This is a genomic window from Flavobacterium wongokense (genome assembly GCF_021608265.1).
In the GTDB taxonomy this organism is placed as follows: domain Bacteria; phylum Bacteroidota; class Bacteroidia; order Flavobacteriales; family Flavobacteriaceae; genus Flavobacterium; species Flavobacterium wongokense.
On sequence record NZ_JAKIHP010000002.1, the window covers coordinates 597323 to 614227 of the forward strand.

A 16905-nucleotide genomic window follows, 5' to 3' on the forward strand; every position below is an offset into this window, starting at 1 on the left:
TTTTAAAATATAATCCTCAATGGCTTAAACTATTGGGGATTTTTTTATGACATATTTATCTTATCTTTGAAGCAGATTACCCCACAATCTAATAAACTAATTACAACTTTATCTTATGAAGCAAAAATTACATTACCTGATTTTATTATTCTTACCTACATTCTTTTATTCGCAAAACGTTATTTATAATGGAAGTTTTGAAACCAATATGATATTACCATATGCCGAAGGACAATATTATTGGTGCAATGGATGGGACAATTGCGATGGCGGAGGTTCACCAGATTATTTTCACATGAATGGAACAGGGTATGGTAAAATGCCTGACACTTATGCTTCAACGGTACATCCTCAACATGGTAATGCTGTGATGGGCATTTCCATTTATGAGTCAACCCATCCAAATTTCAGGGAATACCTAACTGCAGGATGGGACAATCCATTGGTGGTTGGTCAAACGTATCAGCTCTCATTTTATATCTCAAACGGAAACGCGCCTATAAAGTATGGAGGTTTAGGAACCGATCATTTCAGTGTTGCCCTAACCACAACACCACTACAGCAGGGAGGCGTTTTTAATTCCGATCCTATAACCACTGTAATACCGCAATACACCTATAATGGGATTTTATACAGCAATAGCTGGCAGTTGTTAAGCTATCAGTTCGTTGCAGATCAACCCTATCAGTATATTACTTTTGGAAGCTTTGTTAACGATACCAGCATGCAAATACAACAGTTTTCTACAGCAATTACTAACGCATGTGCTTACTATTACATCGACAATGTCAATCTAAGCATACCGTTATCGATTGAGGAACAGGAAAATGCTGCCGCAATCCAACTTTACCAAAACACAACAACAGGCAACTTAACCATCGAATCCAATAATGATATTATTTCCGAACTTATGATTTATGACCTGAATGGGCGGTTATTAATCCAAAAGTCATATAGCCGCAGCACTACAATCAGTACGGACTCGCTTAGTAAGGGAATTTATATTTACAGCATAAAACAGGAAAACGGAAACCGCAAACAGGGTAAAATCCTGATTCAATAAATAATTACAATTACATATAATCCCCAATGGCTTAAACTATTGGGGATTTTTTATATCTTAGACAGAAAATCAGTGGCTTATGAAAAAAATTACGCTCTTTTTCGTCTTCATATTTCTAGTGCAATTCACCAAAGCACAGCCACCCACGATTGGTTTATTATATCAGGATACCAATGCTACTGATGGATATACCCTATTTACTCCTTTAAAAAATAATGAGGTTTTCCTAATCGATAATTGTGGTGAAAACGTACACCAGTGGACTTTTACAGAAATTCCCGGAGCAACCTGTTACCTGCTTGCCAATGGCAATCTCCTCAGAGCCGGACAAAACAATTTGGAAATCAGGGATTGGAATAACAATGTGGTTTGGACATATGCCACAACCGCAAACGGAATCATGCAGCATCACGATATTGAGCCATTACCCAATGGAAATATCATCTGCATTGCCGCTGACAGATATACGCAAGCCCAAATGACGGCACAAGGAAGGAATCCTGCAATTACCGGAGCCAATTTAAAATTGGAGAAAATAGTCGAACTGCATCCTGTTGGAACCAATAGTGCTACCATTGTTTGGGAATGGAAATTTAAAGACCATCTGATACAGGATTTTGATGCGACCAAACTTAATTATGGCGTTGTGGATCAGCATGCCGAATTGTTGGATGTTAATTATGATAATGGCAATACGACCGAGTTCATCCATGCTAATGGAATCGATTATAATGCGGCTTTAGATCAAATCCTGATTTCTGGCAGGCATTTAAATGAAATTTACATTATTGACCATAGCACTACAACAGCTCAGGCTGCAAGCCATAGTGGCGGGAATTCTGGTCATGGAGGTGATTTTTTATGGCGATGGGGAAATCCTGAAGTATATAGGCAGGGAACTATAGCCGATAAAAAGCTGTTTCTGCAACACGACCCAAAATGGGTAGAAACCGGCTATCTGGACGAAGGGAAAATTACCGTATTCAATAATGGTGCTCCAGCAAGTGCTCAAACATTTACTTCCATCGTCATGATACAGCCTGAAATTATAGGCGGTGCTTACACAAAATTTAATAACAGATTTAATCCCGCAACTTATGACTGGTCGTGGAGTGGCTCCATTTTAGGCGTAACTGTCAATGAAGATAAGCAAAGTGGTACGCATAGTTTACCCAATGGCAATATGATGATTGGCGAAACCTCATTGGGAAGGGTTTCGGAAATCACAAAATCGGGGACGCTTTTATGGTCTTATATCAATCCAACCGGGCCAATTGTAAACTCAAATCCTACAGTTTATGCTCAATTCAGCACACCACCTTTGGGTGACAACGGTTTTTTTAGAGCAGAAAAATATCCAGCGAATTATATCGGTTTTTCGGGGCACGATTTAACGCATCCGATTGGTATTATTGAAAGTTCGAATTCGCTTTCAGCAGCATGCATCTCGGCTTTAGGAAATACCGATTTTGAAGTTCAAAATCTATTCGTTTTAAATCCGATAAGACATAATACAATTCAATTCAATAAAGCAGTTGAAGCAGATTTGATTTCCATTTTTGATACCAATGGCAGGAAAGTTTACAGCAAAAATGCATTTTCTGGTGACCGCATTGCAATTGAACTGAGTCCGGCTGTTTATTTTATGCAGGTTCAACAAGGAAATTTTATCCGGAAAATAAAAGTTATCGTATCTCAATAATTTAATCATTAATCAGTTTAAAATGAAATTCAAATTCTTATATGCCTTTTTATTATTGAGTGCCTTAAGCTTTGCGCAGACTACTAAATTTGCTATCGAAGCAGCTTATCCGTTGCCTATTGATAATAATTTCTTAGGAGATCACTTTAAGGGTGTTGCCGATTTGGGCATCAAATACCGAATCAAAAATCTTCAGGTAATCAATATTGGAGTTTCGGTAAATGGTTCGATGTTTACATATAGTGACAGCTATTTTTTTGCTGAATTGCCAGAAATGAATTTTAAGACAACGCTTTATATGATTCAGCCAAGAGCTTATGTCGAAATCAATCTGAAGAAAATTATAAAAATACATCCTTATGCTGGTATTGGCTATTCATTTTTAAGGGCAAAACAGGATTTTGACAACGATGTGTATGATAAAAATACGTCACAAAGCGGTATGAATGTTACGTTTGGGCTTTCTTATGACATCATAAGCAAGTTGTATATTTTTGCTAATTATGATTACATCAGTTTAACCGAATTAGATTCCGATGTGCCTAAAACTTCCTATAATACTAATGCAAGTTTGGTCAAAGTAGGGCTCGGACTTAGATTATAAAATATTTTTTTATCTTTACTACTCTATTACTAACTAAACAAAAAAATCATGGCAAAAGGAAAAGACGTTCAGAAAGCCGTAAAGAAAGAACCCCTAAAGACGGCAAAGGAAAAAAAAGCTGAAAAACGCGAGAAAAAAAATAATCCGAAAAGAGATTAAAAATAAAAAACCATCCGCCAAAACGGATGGTTTTTCGTTTACTAAAAACTAACCAACTCGAGCCTGCAATGCAAACCGAGCAAAGTTAAACCTAGAATCTGTAACCGGCACCAACAAAAATACCGCTAACGGCTACATCTCCAAAACCTAAGGAATACTTAGCATTAACATCAATGTTTTCTGTAATGTCATACGTAGCACCTAAGTCAACGTTCACTTTGAACTTGTCCTCATCGAAATCTGAGTAGTAGTTAAAGCTTGGCCCAACCAAAGCGCTGAATTTTTCAGCAAAAGTGTATTTCGCCAAAACTGGTACCTGGAACGAATTTGCATCAGAAATAGCAACATACAATACCTCAGGCTGAATCGCGAACTTCTCAGAAATTCCAAGAGTTACGAAACCTCCAACGAAGAAACCTGTTTCAGAAGAAGTAACAGTGGTTCCCAAAACAGTAGTTTTTGCTGAAGCAAAATCAACTCCCGCCTTTATACCAAATTTTGTCTCTTTTTGTGCATTTGCTGAGAACGCACCGGCAACTAATACCGCAATGAATAGTAATTTTTTCATCATTTTTATTGTTTAGATTATTAATGGTGTAAAAATACCTGCACAGGGTAAAAGCGGCAATACGGCATATAGCGTATTTTTAAAGTTCGTCTGGGAAAATCTTTCCGGGATTCAAGATGTTATTGTGGTCGAAAACACGTTTGATGCTTTCCATCAGTTCCAAATGCGTTTTGGAAAAGGCAACATCCATATAATTTTTTTGTACAAAGCCAATGCCATGTTCGCCCGACAAAGTTCCTTTCAACGAAACCGTGAGTTCGAAAATCTCACGTATTCCGATGGGAACCTGCGTCAACCAGTTGTCATCCGTCATATCGCCTTTGATAATGTTTACATGCAGATTTCCATCGCCTGCATGCCCGTAGCAAACCGATTTAAATCCATGCTTTGCTCCTATCCTTTTGATTCCGGATAATAACTCGGGCAGCATGTACCTTGGGACAACAGTATCTTCTTCTTTATAAATTGAGTTTGATTTTACTGCTTCCGCTACCGAGCGACGCATTTTCCACAAGGCATTTTTCTGTTCTTCGCTATCGGCAAACAAGATTTCATCAATTTCAAACTGCTCGACAACAGTCATGATTTTCTCCGCTTCGAGCATTAAAATTTCCGGGTAATTTCCATCCACTTCAATCAGCAGATGTGCCTGATGCTCGGGTTTGATTGTTACGCTGATCCCTTCAACAAACATTAACGTCCAGTCAATGGCGTCGCGTTCCATAAACTCCAAAGCACTTGGAACAATCCCGGCACGGAAAATAGCCGAAACCGCTTCGCAGGCTTCATTCGCCTTATAAAAAGGAACCAGCATCAAAAGGTTATGCGAATTCTTTGGAAGCAGTTTCAAAACTGCTTTGGTAATGACTCCCAAAGTCCCTTCGCTTCCAACCATCAATTGGGTAAGGTTATAACCCGTCGAATTTTTTAACGTATTCGCTCCAGTCCAAATGATATCGCCATTAGGCAGAACCACTTCAAGATTGAGCACATAATCTTTGGTAACACCATATTTCACGGCTCTTGCGCCACCTGCATTTTCGGCAATGTTACCGCCAATCCAACAGCTTCCCATACTGCTTGGGTCTACAGGATAAAATAAGCCTTTTTCGGCAACAGCTTCACGCAGGATTTGATTGATGACGGCAGGCTCAACAGTTACCTGGAGGTTTTGCTCGTCTATTTCTATGATCTTGTCCAAACGTTCCATAGATAATCCGATGCCTTCATAGATAGACAGGGCACCACCGCTCAAACCTGTTCGTGCTCCTATGGGTGTAGTTGGGATTTTATATTCGTTGGCAACTTTTAATATTTCCGAAATTTCCTGAGGGTTTGCCGGTTTTACAACCACGTGTGGCGGAAAAACATAATCTTCGGTTTCGTCATGACCATAATGATTTCGGGTTTCTTCATCAGTGAAAACATAAGCATCACCAACTATTTTAGATAATTTTTGAAGTATTTCGGGACTGAGCATTTTGTATTTCGCTTTCTTTTTTAATGTTTTCTAAAACTCGGTTGTGGACTTTATGTATAACTGCATTTACCCATGGCTGCCAATAAAATTGGGGGTAAATATCAACTTTATACCAATTGGTTCCTTCGAGCAAAGTTACATTATTTCCAACTCTTTTCAATTTAAATTGCCCTTTATACGATTTGAAATAACCATCGAGATGTGGCGGATGCATAATACAATACGGATTCCATTCCTTCATTCCCGGTGGATTGGTTTCAAATGAAAACTGCAATAAAGAAGGTTCCTGCCATTTGGTTATCCGTTGGACAAAAGTACCTGTTGTAAAGGTAGCATACCGTATTGCTCCAACTCCACTTCCCTTAGTTGTTGCACTTATAGGATAAGGAAATCCTTGCTTAAATTCTTTGGATTCTGCAATCGTATCAAAGTTTATCATGTTCTTCCAGACTTGCCCTATCGGTGCGTTAACCACAATAGAAGTTGAAACAGGAATCAGTTCGTCGGGTTCATTTATATAATCGAAACTCAGAAAGCTTAAGGAATAAAAAGCCAAAATAATTACCGTGTTGAAATTGCTTAATGGTGATTTTCCATTCTTTATTACATAACCAATATACGCTCCAAACCATACAATCACAATCCAAAGTGGTACAGCCATTGAAACGCATATCAATCCGTCAATGGCACCTATCAAAAGAATAAGTACCGAAACTAACAAGGTGGTAAAGCTCAAGGAATAGCATTGCCTTTTTGTCATCACCAGTTTGTTGCTGGCAAAATAGGCAGGTAAAAATCCAACCAGAAAAGGAAGGAATATAAAAACCGTCCAGCCATAATCCCCAAAAAAGTAAATAGATGCATACCCTAGTGCAAAAACTATTGCAATCGTAAACAGCACAATTGTTAATTTTGACTTCATATTTTGGGAAAAGGAAGTTAAAATTAACTAAAACTTTATTTTTTCTTCAAATTTGGCAGGAAATAGCAAATAATTCCGATTAAAGGCAGAAATGAGCAAACATGATACACAAATTGTATCGAAGTGTAGTCTGCCAACTTTCCTAATAAGGCCGAACCCAATGCTCCCATTCCGAAAGCAAAACCATAAAACAATCCCGAAATCATTCCGAGTTTTTTAGGGACTAATTCCTGGGCATATACCAATATTGCCGGGAAAGCCGAAGACATAATGATTCCGATGATGATCATTAAAACATCCGTCCAGAACAAATTGACATAAGGCAGCATTAAGGCAAATGGCGTTGCTCCAAATACCGAAAGCCAAATCACATGCTTCCTCCCTATTTTGTCTCCCAAAGGCCCACCAAGAATTGTCCCAAGCGCATAGGCAATCAAGTAAATAAACATGTGGAGTTGCGCCTGTTTTATCGAAAGATGGAACTTGTCCATAATGTAAAAAGTATAATAGGTCGAAAGGCAGGCTGTATAAAAGAATTTTGAAAAAATGACAATCAACAAAATCCCAATCGCCCATTTTACCTTGCTTTTGGAAAGATTATGGAAATCAAGGAATACAGCCGGTTTATTTTTTTTGAATACCAAATGATCGCGGTACCAAAATGCAATTTTGGTGATAATCCCAAGTGCAATCGTAGCCGCAATGACAAACCATAAAATATATCTTTGGGAATTGGGAACCACAATCAAAGCAACCAATAATGGTGCTAATGCTGTCCCGAAATTACCGCCAACCTGAAAGATGGACTGCGCCAAACCACGCTTTCCACCCGAAGCCATATTCGAAATCCGTGCGGATTCAGGATGAAAAATAGAGGAACCTATTCCGATTAAAACCACTGAAAGCAATATCCAATAGAAATTATTCGCAAAAGATAAGGTCACAATTCCCATAAGAGAAAACAACATTCCGTAAACCTGCGAAAATGGTTTTGGGTATTTGTCGGTATAATAACCCACAAAAGGTTGCAAGAGTGAAGCCGAAAGTTGAAAAGCAAAGGTTATCAATCCGATTTGGGAAAATGAAAGCTGGTAATTCTCTTTTAAGATTGGATAAACCGATGGAATTACCGCTTGTATCAAATCGTTCAATAAATGGGCAAAACTTATCGAAAACAGTATCGGATATATTGTTTTGTGCAAAACATTTTTTTCGGAAGTATCGACTGAGGTTTCCATTTAAAAATTGTTTAAGATAAAATACCAAAACGCCAAAGTGGCAAATGATAACGGAATTCCAATTCCAACCATCATGCTGCTGAGTTTTGGTTTCAAACCATAATTGGAAGCCAGGATTGCTCCGGTAATCATTGGTGCCATTGCCGATTCGAGGATGGAAGCATCAACTGTCAATCCTTTTCCGCCTAAAATAATTCGGTACAACAAAAAGAAAACTGCAGGTGTTATAATCAATTTGAAAAGCAAACCAAGCCTTAGGAATTTCCAGTGCTGGCTGTCTTTATCCACCTTTAACTGCAATCCGACTGAAACCAAGGCAACCGGAGTTACAGTTCCGCCCAGTTTTTGAAAAACATTTTGCAGGTGTTCGCTAAAATCAACTTTGAAAACATTCATAAAGCAGGCAACCACAAAAGCGACAAAAGGTGGAAACAATAAAATTTTAGCTGCAATCTGTTTTGGATTGGCATCACCTTTCGAAAAAATTGTCGCAGTAATTAATCCGAGTGTTGCCATTACCACAAAGGTTCCCGGCTGATCTACCATAATGGCTGTTTTCAAACCTTCAGCGCCATACAGAGCTTCAATTATCGGAAAGCCAAGAAAGGAAGTATTGCCCAAACCGGCAGTAATAATCAAACAACCTATAAGCCTGTTCGGCCAGCCCAAGCGTTTTCCAATAGTGTAAAAAAACAAAAAAGACAGGCCAAAGCCAATCCATGCAACAGCCAATGGATACAATAAATTGCTTGAAATGGAAATCTTAGGAATATAATACAATGCCAAAGCAGGCAATGCTACAAAGATGACAAATTGGTTGAGTGCTAAGTGACCATTTTTAGGGAAGGCTTTTAGTCGCTGCATTCCCAAACCCATGATTAGGCAAATAAAAATCAGTAGAATGTTATCCATTCGAAGTAGTGCATTTATTTTGCAAAGGAACGGCAAAAAATTGGAAAAGAACAGTAAAGGTTTCTTAAAAAATGAATGGTTTCGAATTATCGTCAGACAATATTTTACTAAATTTACCCAAACGATTTTCCCTTGGACGAAAAGCAAAATAAAAAATCAGCGCTTCATGAAAAAGACGGCATTCCGCAACCGGAAAGTTTTAGTGCCGCCTCTTTGCAGAAAATTGTGAAGAGCAGGAAACTCCAACCTTCTGCATCGGAGTTGATTTCGGGAATTTTAGAACATGACAAAGTAGCTTTGAGCCGTGCGATAACTTTGGTGGAAAGTACCAATGTTTCCCATTTGGCGAAAGCCAATGAAATCATTAATGCCTGCCTGCCTTATGCCAACAAATCGGTTCGTATTGGAATTACAGGTGTTCCCGGAGTTGGAAAATCGACTTTTATTGAAGCTTTCGGAAAGCATCTAACCTCACTTGGGAAAAAGGTAGCTGTTTTGGCTGTTGACCCAAGCAGTACCATTTCACATGGAAGCATTTTGGGAGATAAAACACGAATGGAAGAATTGGTAAAGGATGAAAATGCCTATATCAGGCCATCGGCTTCGGGAGAAACTTTGGGCGGTGTAGCCCGGAAAACCCGTGAAACCATCATGCTTTGCGAAGCTGCCGGATTTGATACAATTATCATAGAGACAGTTGGTGTTGGCCAAAGCGAAACTGCCGTTCACAGCATGGTTGACTTTTTTTTACTGCTTAAAATTTCCGGTGCCGGTGACGAATTGCAGGGAATCAAGAGAGGCATCATGGAAATGGCCGACGCTGTTGTGATTAATAAGGCTGACGGTGATAATGTCAATAAAGCGAAGCTTACCAAAACCGAATTCAACCGTGCGCTGCATTTATTCCCGGCAAAAAAATCGGGCTGGATTCCGACTGTTGCGACCTGCAGTGCGATTACCAAAGACGGAATTGACCAGGTTTGGAATACCATTTCAGAGTATTTTGAATTGGTAAAGGCGAATCATTATTTTGAGGAAAAACGCCAGGAGCAAAATCAGTATTGGATGCTTGAAACCATCAACGAACAGTTGAAAAATAACTTTTACACCCACCCTGAAATCACCGATTTGTTGGAAGCCAATAAGAAAGCTGTGGCAGCCAATACAATTTCCCCTTTTGCAGCTGCTCAGGTTTTGCTTAAGAAATATTTTAAATAGCTTAGTAAAGGTACCCTTTTACAAAAGTTAAAAAAGTAGTAGGGGTCATTGGTGCCGAAATGGTAGTAATGCATCGATCTACCGCAAAAGCTATCCGCATCCTTGGATAATCGGGAAACTCATCGGCTATAAGTTTGATCAGCACTTTTCGCTCAGTGGAATCGTTGCCATTAATGAACTGATATTCATATAATGCCCTGCATTTGCGTTCTACGTTATTCCAATTCATTGCTTTTTGTTTTGCCTGATTCTATCCATCATGCAGCCTATTCTGAATCTTTACAGTTTTTGTAAAATGTATAATTCACAAGCCACAATAATGACGCTGCATGCTAAAAGGGTTTTAACAACAATCTCAGCCGTCCTGTCAGATTTAATCAACATATATTGCTCAATTAAGTATTTCATATTCTATTGATTGTTTGGGGTTTAAAAACCTGCCCTTAAATCAAATACCACGATGACTTTTAGGGCAGGATTTAGTTAACTCTCTCGCTTTCCTGGTTTGAAAGAACTCATATGTTCCCGAAAGCTACTTGTTAGTTTAGAAGAGTTAGATATCTAACACATCAAAGATGCAAATAGAATACGGCAAAACACTTAGGGTTTTTACGGTATTTGACACCGTGTTTTTACTATTTTTCACTGGTGTTTTTTACTGTGAAAAATTAGTAGAAAAACCTTATGCTGTTTTAAAAAAAATCACGTGATTTGTTATGGATAATGCACTTTTGCATTATTTGATTGCCGAAAAACCAAACCCTAAAAATTAACTAAAAAACACAAATGACATGGGAACACAAACTATGAATATAGACTTGGTTCAAGAAATGGTTACCAATTACAAAACGAAACAGTATTTGTCGATTGTTACCAACACTATTAACCCGATGACTTTTGATGCGCAATCAGTGCGATTTGACCTCACTGCCTTAAAAGCATTTATCGATACCATTGAGCAGGAAGTGGCTTTACATCCTGAATATAATTTACAAGATCTTGGTGTCCGATTTTATTATTCTGCCTATCCTAACAGCAATGATTGGGACAAAACAGAAAACCAGGATTTAGCTCCAGTACCAAGTCAATACGCAAAATTACACACTTTAATAGGGATTCCTACGGCTATGATAAATGGTGTCGATTCGGATTTTAATCCTTTGGATACAAAAACATATACGGGTATCAAACCAACAGGCGTAGGATGCGCCATCATGGCCGAAAACCATGGTGATTTGAATCCTCCGGGTTCACCTTCGGGATTGTGGTTTTAACATTAATTAAATTTACTAGCTTATATTTGATTATTAGTATCCTAAATTATGCTGGTAAAATAGTATGAATGAATATTATATATTATTAAAATACCTGCTGCTACTCGTTGAAGTGGCAGCAGCTATTATAGGGATTATTAAGTTTAAGAAATTTAAGGATAGCTACTGGAAATGGTTTATCTATTATCTTGTGTTTATAGCCTGTTCTGAATTATTATGCAAATTTGTTTTGCGTTTTCACGATAGTTTCCTCTCCAATTATTATGCTTTTTTTATTATTCCCCTGGAATTTTTGACAGTGTTTTGGCTCTATGCCTATAAATCCCTGAACAGTAAAAAATTATTTTGGATCAGTTTTGGGATATTCCTGCTTTCGCTTATTCCGTATTGCCTTTTTGAAGAAAAGAAAGCCGTCAATTCTTTTAATTATATGGTTGGTGCATTTTTGATGAGCATCATGATTATATTAGAATATAACAAGCAGATGAAATCTGATGACATCTTACGGTTTAAAGAAAACATGATGTTTTATGTCAATACGGGAGTTGGTTTTTTTTATGTCGGAACGCTTCCGTTTTATGCTTTCAATAGCTTGCTTTTACAGGATAAAACTATTTTTTATAATTATTATTTGTTTTTTCTAATTACAAATATTTTAATGTACACATTATTTTCAATCGCATTTATATGGGGAAAACCGAATACTTACTAATAACAATCGTCTTCAACTTTTTATTCATACTGTTTATTGTTGCAATCATCTCTTATGTATGGCAATACAAACGAAAAAAAAGAGAGCATCTTTTTGCCATTCAAAACCAACAGGATGTGCATCAAAAGGAGCTTTTGGCCATACAGCTGGAAATACAGGAAAAGACCATGCAGGAAATTGGAAGGGAAATCCACGACAACATCGGGCAAAAACTCACATTGGCAAGTTTGTACATCCAAAACCTGCTTTTTGAAAGCAAAAAACCCGAAAACAATGAAAGCATTGCCAATATCAATACCATCATTAATGATTCCCTGGCCGATTTGAGGCAGCTTTCCAAAACACTCACCGATGATGCCATAGCTTCCAAATCGCTGGTATCACTTTTACAGTCGGAGTGCCAGAAAATAGAAAAGCTAAAGAAATGTTCGTTTACCTATGACAACGAAATACAGGCAGAAGAAGTTACTTATTACTCCAAAAGCATGTTCCTGAGGATAGCCCAGGAATTTATACAAAATAGTTTAAAGCATGCGCAATGCAAGACCATAACCATAAACCTCAGCCATAATCCTGGATTTATTGTTCTGGAACTTTCGGATGATGGTCAAGGATTTGATGTAAAACAGACAAATTCTCTCGGGATTGGCCTTCAGAACATGAAAAAAAGAACCGAAACCATTGGTGGTCAGTTCCTTTTGGAAAGTAGTAGTTCGGGTACAAATCTCACCATCAAATTACCTTTGTCCGTTTGATGAAATGTTAAAATAATGAGTATATTAGCTTCACCATAATTAATCAAAATGAAGCATTCCATTGTCATCGTTGACGACCATATTTTAATTGCCAAAGCTTTGCGTAGCATTATGGCAAATTTTAACGACTTCGAAGTTCTTTACGAATGCGAGAATGGCAAGGAGCTTCAGGATAAATTTACTTCCAAAAAAAATATTCCTACCGTTGTCTTATTAGATATCAGCATGCCTATTATGGATGGCTTTGAAACAGCAAAGTGGCTGCGCGAAAATCATCCCGATGTTTTGGTACTGGCGTTAAGCATGCAGGACAATGAGCAAAGCCTTATCAAAATGATTAAAAATGGAGCTCGTGGTTATCTGCTCAAAAACGTTGCGCCTTCTGAATTGGAAACGGCCCTAAAAACAATAATCAACAACGGCTTCTATTATCCTGAGTGGGCTTCAAATATTGTATTTTCCAATATGATGGGAAATGTGCCCAATAATCACACTTCTGCCATGACTTCCGATTTATCCGAAAGGGAAAAAGAGTTTTTAAAATTGTGCATAACGGAAATGAGCTACAAGGAAATCTCCGAAAAGATGTTCTGCAGCCCACGAACCATTGAAAGCTATAGGAATAGCCTGTGTGAAAAACTAAATATTAAAACCCGCGTAGGTTTGGCTGTTTTTGCCATTAAAAGCGGGTTGGGATAGCAACTACTCTTCGTAGCGTTCCATTTCCCTGTCGTAAAATTCTCCCGCCAAAGTGATCAGGTGTTCCATTTCACTTTCCAATTCGGTTTCGTCTTCTCCTTCCAAATCTTCCAGGAATTCTACTTCATCATCTTTTAGATTAATGAGGAAACGTGGAAAATCAAGGTGAATGACAAATATATCTTCAGGGAAATCAGAGTTATCAGCCAGTAAAAATTTTGGTAATTCCATATCTTTTGAATTATGTTATGAATTTTGAGTTATCAATTTTTTAGTTAAAAAGTGGAATCGGATAAACAGGAAAACTGCAGCAGCTGTTAATCCTGCCAATAATCCAATCCAGACACCAACCGCTTTTAATTCGGTATGAATCCCTAAATAATAGGATGTTGGAAAACCAACAACCCAATACGCCACAAAGGTAATGTACATCGGAATCTTAACGTCCTGCAATCCGCGCAAAGCTCCCAAAACCACAACCTGTATTCCGTCAGAAATCTGAAAAACAGCTGCAACCAAAAGCAGTTTGGCCGCAATGGCAATTACTTCCTGATTGTCTAAAAGCTGGGATTGGTTTTCCATATTCAAAAACAAATACGGCAAAATCTGATGCAGTGAAACAAACATTACAGCAAACAGGATTTCAATCAGTATTGCCAGCAAAAAGATCGAACGAGCAACGATAACGAGCTGTTTGTAATCATTGAGCCCTTTTTGGTTACTGATCCGAATCATCGAAACGACGCTCAAGCCCATTGCAAACATAAAGGTCATTGAAGCAAGGCTCAATGCAATCTGGTTGGCAGCCTGGCTCGTTTTGCCAATGTTCCCACAAAGCCAGATTCCGGCAGTGAACAACACCACTTCAAAAAGCATCTGCATCGCCGAAGGCAATCCGAGATTGACAATTTTCCGAATCATTTCTTTCTTGATTTCATCAAAACTAAAATCATGGAAATATTGTTTTAATTTATCTTTCCGGGACAAAATAATGTGCATAAACGCCACCATTGCAATCCGGGAAATGCAGGTTCCCAATCCGGCGCCAAGGATTCCCATTTTTGGAAAAAACCAAACGCCATAAATCAGGCAGTAATTGATGATTACGTGAAGTACATTGGCCATGATAATCGCATACATCGACACTTTGGTCATCGACATTCCGTCGGCAAACTGTTTGTAACCCTGATACATAATAAGCGGAACCAATGAAAAGGCAACCCAGTCTACAAAAGGTTTTGCCAGTGTAATCACTTCTTTGGGCTGATGCAGCAATTCCATAAACGGCTTGGCAAGAACTACCAATCCAAAAAGTGAAATTCCTAAAATTGTGCACAAAAACAAACCATGATGAAACGCAGAACGGATTTTGGAAGTATCCTGTTCCGCATCGGCTTCGGCAACAATCGGCGTAATGGCTGTAGAAAAGCCAATACCAAGTGACATTGCGACAAAAATCATACTGTTGCCCAAAGAAACAGCGGCCAATTCGGTGCTGCCCAATTTCCCAACCATGATATTATCGACAATACCAATAAGCGTATGCCCCAACATTCCTATGATTACAGGATATGCCAGCTGCATGTTGCTTTTAAATTCTTTTGTGTATTGGGATAAATTCATCTTTTGCAATTTCAGGTGCAAAGATATATCGTTTTATCCTTTCAATTGTTCTTTATACAAATCAATATTTGCCTTAATTTTTGGATCCAATTCGGGTTCCCTGATATCCGTAAGTTTCTGCATTTCCTCCCAAATGATTTTGGCAACAATGACGCGGGCCAATTCCTTATCATCAGCCGGAATTACAAACCACGGCGCATAATCCTTTGACGTTTTATTGATGGCTTCTTCGTAATATTTCATATAATCATCCCAGCGTTCGCGCTCTTTTAAATCGCCTGCCGAAAACTTCCAGTTGTCTTCTGGGTTTTCCAATCGTTTCAGTAATCGTTTGCGCTGTTCTTCCTTACTCATGTGGAAATAAAATTTCAAAACCACAGTGCCGTTTTGGGTAATGTGCCTTTCAAAATTGTTGATCTGCTCCATGCGGTTTTCCCAGAATTTCGGAGTAATGTCTTCTACTTTTTCGATTCCGGGAATATTCTCTGCCATAATGTATTCGGGATGCACACGCGTAACCAGGACATTTTCGTAATGCGTCCTGTTGAAAACAGCAAATTTTCCCTTTTCAGGCAGCGCCAGATAATGACGCCATAAATAATCATGTTCAAGTTCGGTTGAATTCGGAGTCTTAAAACTATGCACCACTACCCCACGCATATTAAACTCTTTGAAAACCTCACGAATCAGGCTGTCCTTTCCGCAGGTATCCATTCCCTGAAGGCAGATTAACACACCATATCGGTTGTGCGCATACATGGCATCCTGGCGCTTACTCAATTTTTTCTGGATTTTCAATAACTCCGCTTCTTTTTCATCTTCATCGGTATCATAGCTTGACTCTGTTGGAGTCTGCGAAAGCGAAATATTTTTTACAACCTTAAAATCATCGGGATTTATGCTTTTCATATCGTAAGTATTTATATTTGTAAATATAATAATTTTTAGGAGCTAATTCCCGCTTTCCGCGCTACATGGTAGCTTGCTTCAATCGGGGCTAATTTCAATAAACTTTTTTAAACAAACTATGGAAAAATTTCAACTCAGCATCCTTTTTAAAATCATTGGCTTAGGTTCAGCATCAGGATTATTCTATCAGGACGATTTGCTTTATGTCATTTCAGACAACAGTACTTACCTGTATGAATACAACATTCCCAATGAAAAACTTAACAAAATCCCATTAGTGGAAAATGCGCAGGAAAATATTCCTAAAAACGAAAAACCCGATTTTGAATCGATCATGTTCAACGGAAGCCATATCAGCATCATAGGCTCAGGCTCTGCAGAAAACAGGAATGCGATTGCATTATATCATCTGGAATTAAAAAAGCCCATCATTAAAAGCATGTCATCGGTTTATACGCAGATCAAAATCCAAAACCATATCAACGATGATGATCTCAATATTGAAGGAATGGTGACTACCGGCCGATTCGTTTACTTTTTTCAACGCGGCAATGGGGTTTCTGGCAAAAACGGAATCTTTTACAGTGAAACAAATGAGGAAAAGAAAATTCCGGATTATGGCTTTATTCCGTTCGATTTACCAAAAATAAAAAATGTCCCGGCTACTTTTACCGACGCTATTTTGGTTGATGATAAAATTTATTTCCTGGCTTCCGCAGAAGATACCACTTCTACTTATCTTGATGGTGAAGTGCTGGGAAGCCTCATCGGAACAATTGATTTAAATACCATGACCCTCGAAAAAACCTTGCAGATTAGCGACAAACACAAATTTGAAGGTTTGACATTGTATAAAAATTCGGCAGCGCAAATCGAGTTTTTGCTTTGTGAAGACACCGATTCTGAAATTTCGGAATCCAATATTTACAAATTGGTCATTGATAAAACCCAGTAAAATTAGGCCCTTGCAAAAAAATTGCATTTTTTTTCATTCCTCACCCAACCTTTTTATAGAATAAAGCCTCTTTAGTTATAAAGACACCAACTGTGATAAACGAAATACTAAT

At 38.2% G+C, this 16905-nt stretch carries 18 protein-coding genes; 9 read left to right on the plus strand and 9 right to left on the minus strand.

All coding sequences use genetic code 11. The features are described from left to right. The first annotated feature begins 115 nt into the window (after nucleotides 1-115). From L1S31_RS08835 to L1S31_RS08845, 3 genes are all read left to right on the plus strand, one after another. Nucleotides 116-1063: a T9SS type A sorting domain-containing protein gene (locus L1S31_RS08835; protein WP_236464365.1), complete on the plus strand. Its 948-nt coding sequence runs from the start codon at nucleotides 116-118 to the stop codon at nucleotides 1061-1063. Nucleotides 1064-1142: 79 nt separating this feature from the next. Beyond that, entirely contained in the window at nucleotides 1143-2765 is a 1623-nt protein-coding gene (locus L1S31_RS08840) for an aryl-sulfate sulfotransferase (RefSeq protein ID WP_236464366.1), read from the plus strand. Between the two features lie 22 nt (nucleotides 2766-2787). Then, nucleotides 2788-3369, plus strand: a complete 582-nt coding sequence (locus L1S31_RS08845; protein WP_236464367.1) for an outer membrane beta-barrel protein — start codon at nucleotides 2788-2790, stop codon at nucleotides 3367-3369. Between the two features lie 250 nt (nucleotides 3370-3619). Here L1S31_RS08845 and L1S31_RS08850 read toward each other — a convergent pair whose 3' ends face one another. From L1S31_RS08850 to L1S31_RS08870, 5 genes are all read right to left on the minus strand, one after another. Further along, the gene (locus L1S31_RS08850; protein ID WP_236464368.1) at nucleotides 3620-4096 is read right to left on the minus strand and encodes a porin family protein; all 477 of its coding nucleotides are present in this window, start codon (nucleotides 4094-4096) and stop codon (nucleotides 3620-3622) included. Nucleotides 4097-4175: 79 nt separating this feature from the next. Next, on the minus strand, nucleotides 4176-5576 hold the full coding sequence (locus L1S31_RS08855; protein WP_236464369.1) for an FAD-binding oxidoreductase: 1401 nt from the start codon (nucleotides 5574-5576) through the stop codon (nucleotides 4176-4178). Next, on the minus strand, nucleotides 5542-6498 hold the full coding sequence (locus L1S31_RS08860; RefSeq protein ID WP_236464370.1) for an SRPBCC family protein: 957 nt from the start codon (nucleotides 6496-6498) through the stop codon (nucleotides 5542-5544). Before L1S31_RS08860 ends, L1S31_RS08855 begins: the two co-directional genes overlap by 35 nt. Before the next feature lie 35 nt (nucleotides 6499-6533). Then, on the minus strand, nucleotides 6534-7736 hold the full coding sequence (locus L1S31_RS08865) for an MFS transporter (RefSeq protein WP_236464371.1): 1203 nt from the start codon (nucleotides 7734-7736) through the stop codon (nucleotides 6534-6536). Next, on the minus strand, nucleotides 7737-8648 hold the full coding sequence (locus L1S31_RS08870) for an AEC family transporter (RefSeq protein WP_236464372.1): 912 nt from the start codon (nucleotides 8646-8648) through the stop codon (nucleotides 7737-7739). A 132-nt stretch (nucleotides 8649-8780) separates the two neighbouring features. Here L1S31_RS08870 and meaB point away from each other — a divergent pair, with 132 nt between their 5' ends. After that, a complete protein-coding gene (gene meaB, locus L1S31_RS08875; protein WP_236464373.1) occupies nucleotides 8781-9866 on the plus strand; it encodes a methylmalonyl Co-A mutase-associated GTPase MeaB in 1086 nt (361 codons plus the stop codon). 1 nt (nucleotide 9867) lies between these two features. Here meaB and L1S31_RS08880 read toward each other — a convergent pair whose 3' ends face one another. Beyond that, entirely contained in the window at nucleotides 9868-10095 is a 228-nt protein-coding gene (locus L1S31_RS08880; protein ID WP_236464374.1) for a hypothetical protein, read from the minus strand. Between the two features lie 562 nt (nucleotides 10096-10657). Between L1S31_RS08880 and L1S31_RS08885 the strand changes: the two genes are divergently transcribed. The 4 genes from L1S31_RS08885 (at nucleotide 10658) to L1S31_RS08900 (ending at nucleotide 13306) form a co-directional block, all read left to right on the plus strand. Next, nucleotides 10658-11140 carry a hypothetical protein gene (locus tag L1S31_RS08885; RefSeq protein WP_236464375.1) on the plus strand — a complete coding sequence of 161 codons (483 nt, stop codon included), beginning with the start codon at nucleotides 10658-10660 and terminating at the stop codon, nucleotides 11138-11140. 64 nt (nucleotides 11141-11204) lie between these two features. Next, nucleotides 11205-11852 carry a hypothetical protein gene (locus tag L1S31_RS08890; protein ID WP_236464376.1) on the plus strand — a complete coding sequence of 216 codons (648 nt, stop codon included), beginning with the start codon at nucleotides 11205-11207 and terminating at the stop codon, nucleotides 11850-11852. Then, a complete protein-coding gene (locus L1S31_RS08895) occupies nucleotides 11828-12607 on the plus strand; it encodes a sensor histidine kinase (protein ID WP_236464377.1) in 780 nt (259 codons plus the stop codon). Before L1S31_RS08890 ends, L1S31_RS08895 begins: the two co-directional genes overlap by 25 nt. A gap of 48 nt (nucleotides 12608-12655) precedes the next feature. Further along, entirely contained in the window at nucleotides 12656-13306 is a 651-nt protein-coding gene (locus L1S31_RS08900) for a response regulator transcription factor (RefSeq protein ID WP_236464378.1), read from the plus strand. A gap of 3 nt (nucleotides 13307-13309) precedes the next feature. Here L1S31_RS08900 and L1S31_RS08905 read toward each other — a convergent pair whose 3' ends face one another. The 3 genes from L1S31_RS08905 to L1S31_RS08915 are packed head-to-tail and all read right to left on the minus strand — an operon-like array spanning nucleotide 13310 to nucleotide 15838. Further along, the gene (locus tag L1S31_RS08905; RefSeq protein WP_236464379.1) at nucleotides 13310-13537 is read right to left on the minus strand and encodes a DUF8828 family protein; all 228 of its coding nucleotides are present in this window, start codon (nucleotides 13535-13537) and stop codon (nucleotides 13310-13312) included. Nucleotides 13538-13552: 15 nt separating this feature from the next. Continuing rightward, nucleotides 13553-14929 (minus strand): MATE family efflux transporter, encoded by a 1377-nt coding sequence (locus tag L1S31_RS08910; protein WP_236464380.1) that lies wholly within the window; start codon nucleotides 14927-14929, stop codon nucleotides 13553-13555. A gap of 33 nt (nucleotides 14930-14962) precedes the next feature. Continuing rightward, nucleotides 14963-15838, minus strand: a complete 876-nt coding sequence (locus L1S31_RS08915; protein WP_236464381.1) for a PPK2 family polyphosphate kinase — start codon at nucleotides 15836-15838, stop codon at nucleotides 14963-14965. Between the two features lie 118 nt (nucleotides 15839-15956). On the opposite strand from L1S31_RS08915, the gene L1S31_RS08920 reads away from it, so the two are divergent. Continuing rightward, nucleotides 15957-16793, plus strand: coding sequence for a DUF6929 family protein (locus L1S31_RS08920; protein WP_236464382.1), 837 nt, complete (start codon nucleotides 15957-15959; stop codon nucleotides 16791-16793). The last annotated feature ends 112 nt before the right edge of the window (nucleotides 16794-16905 follow it).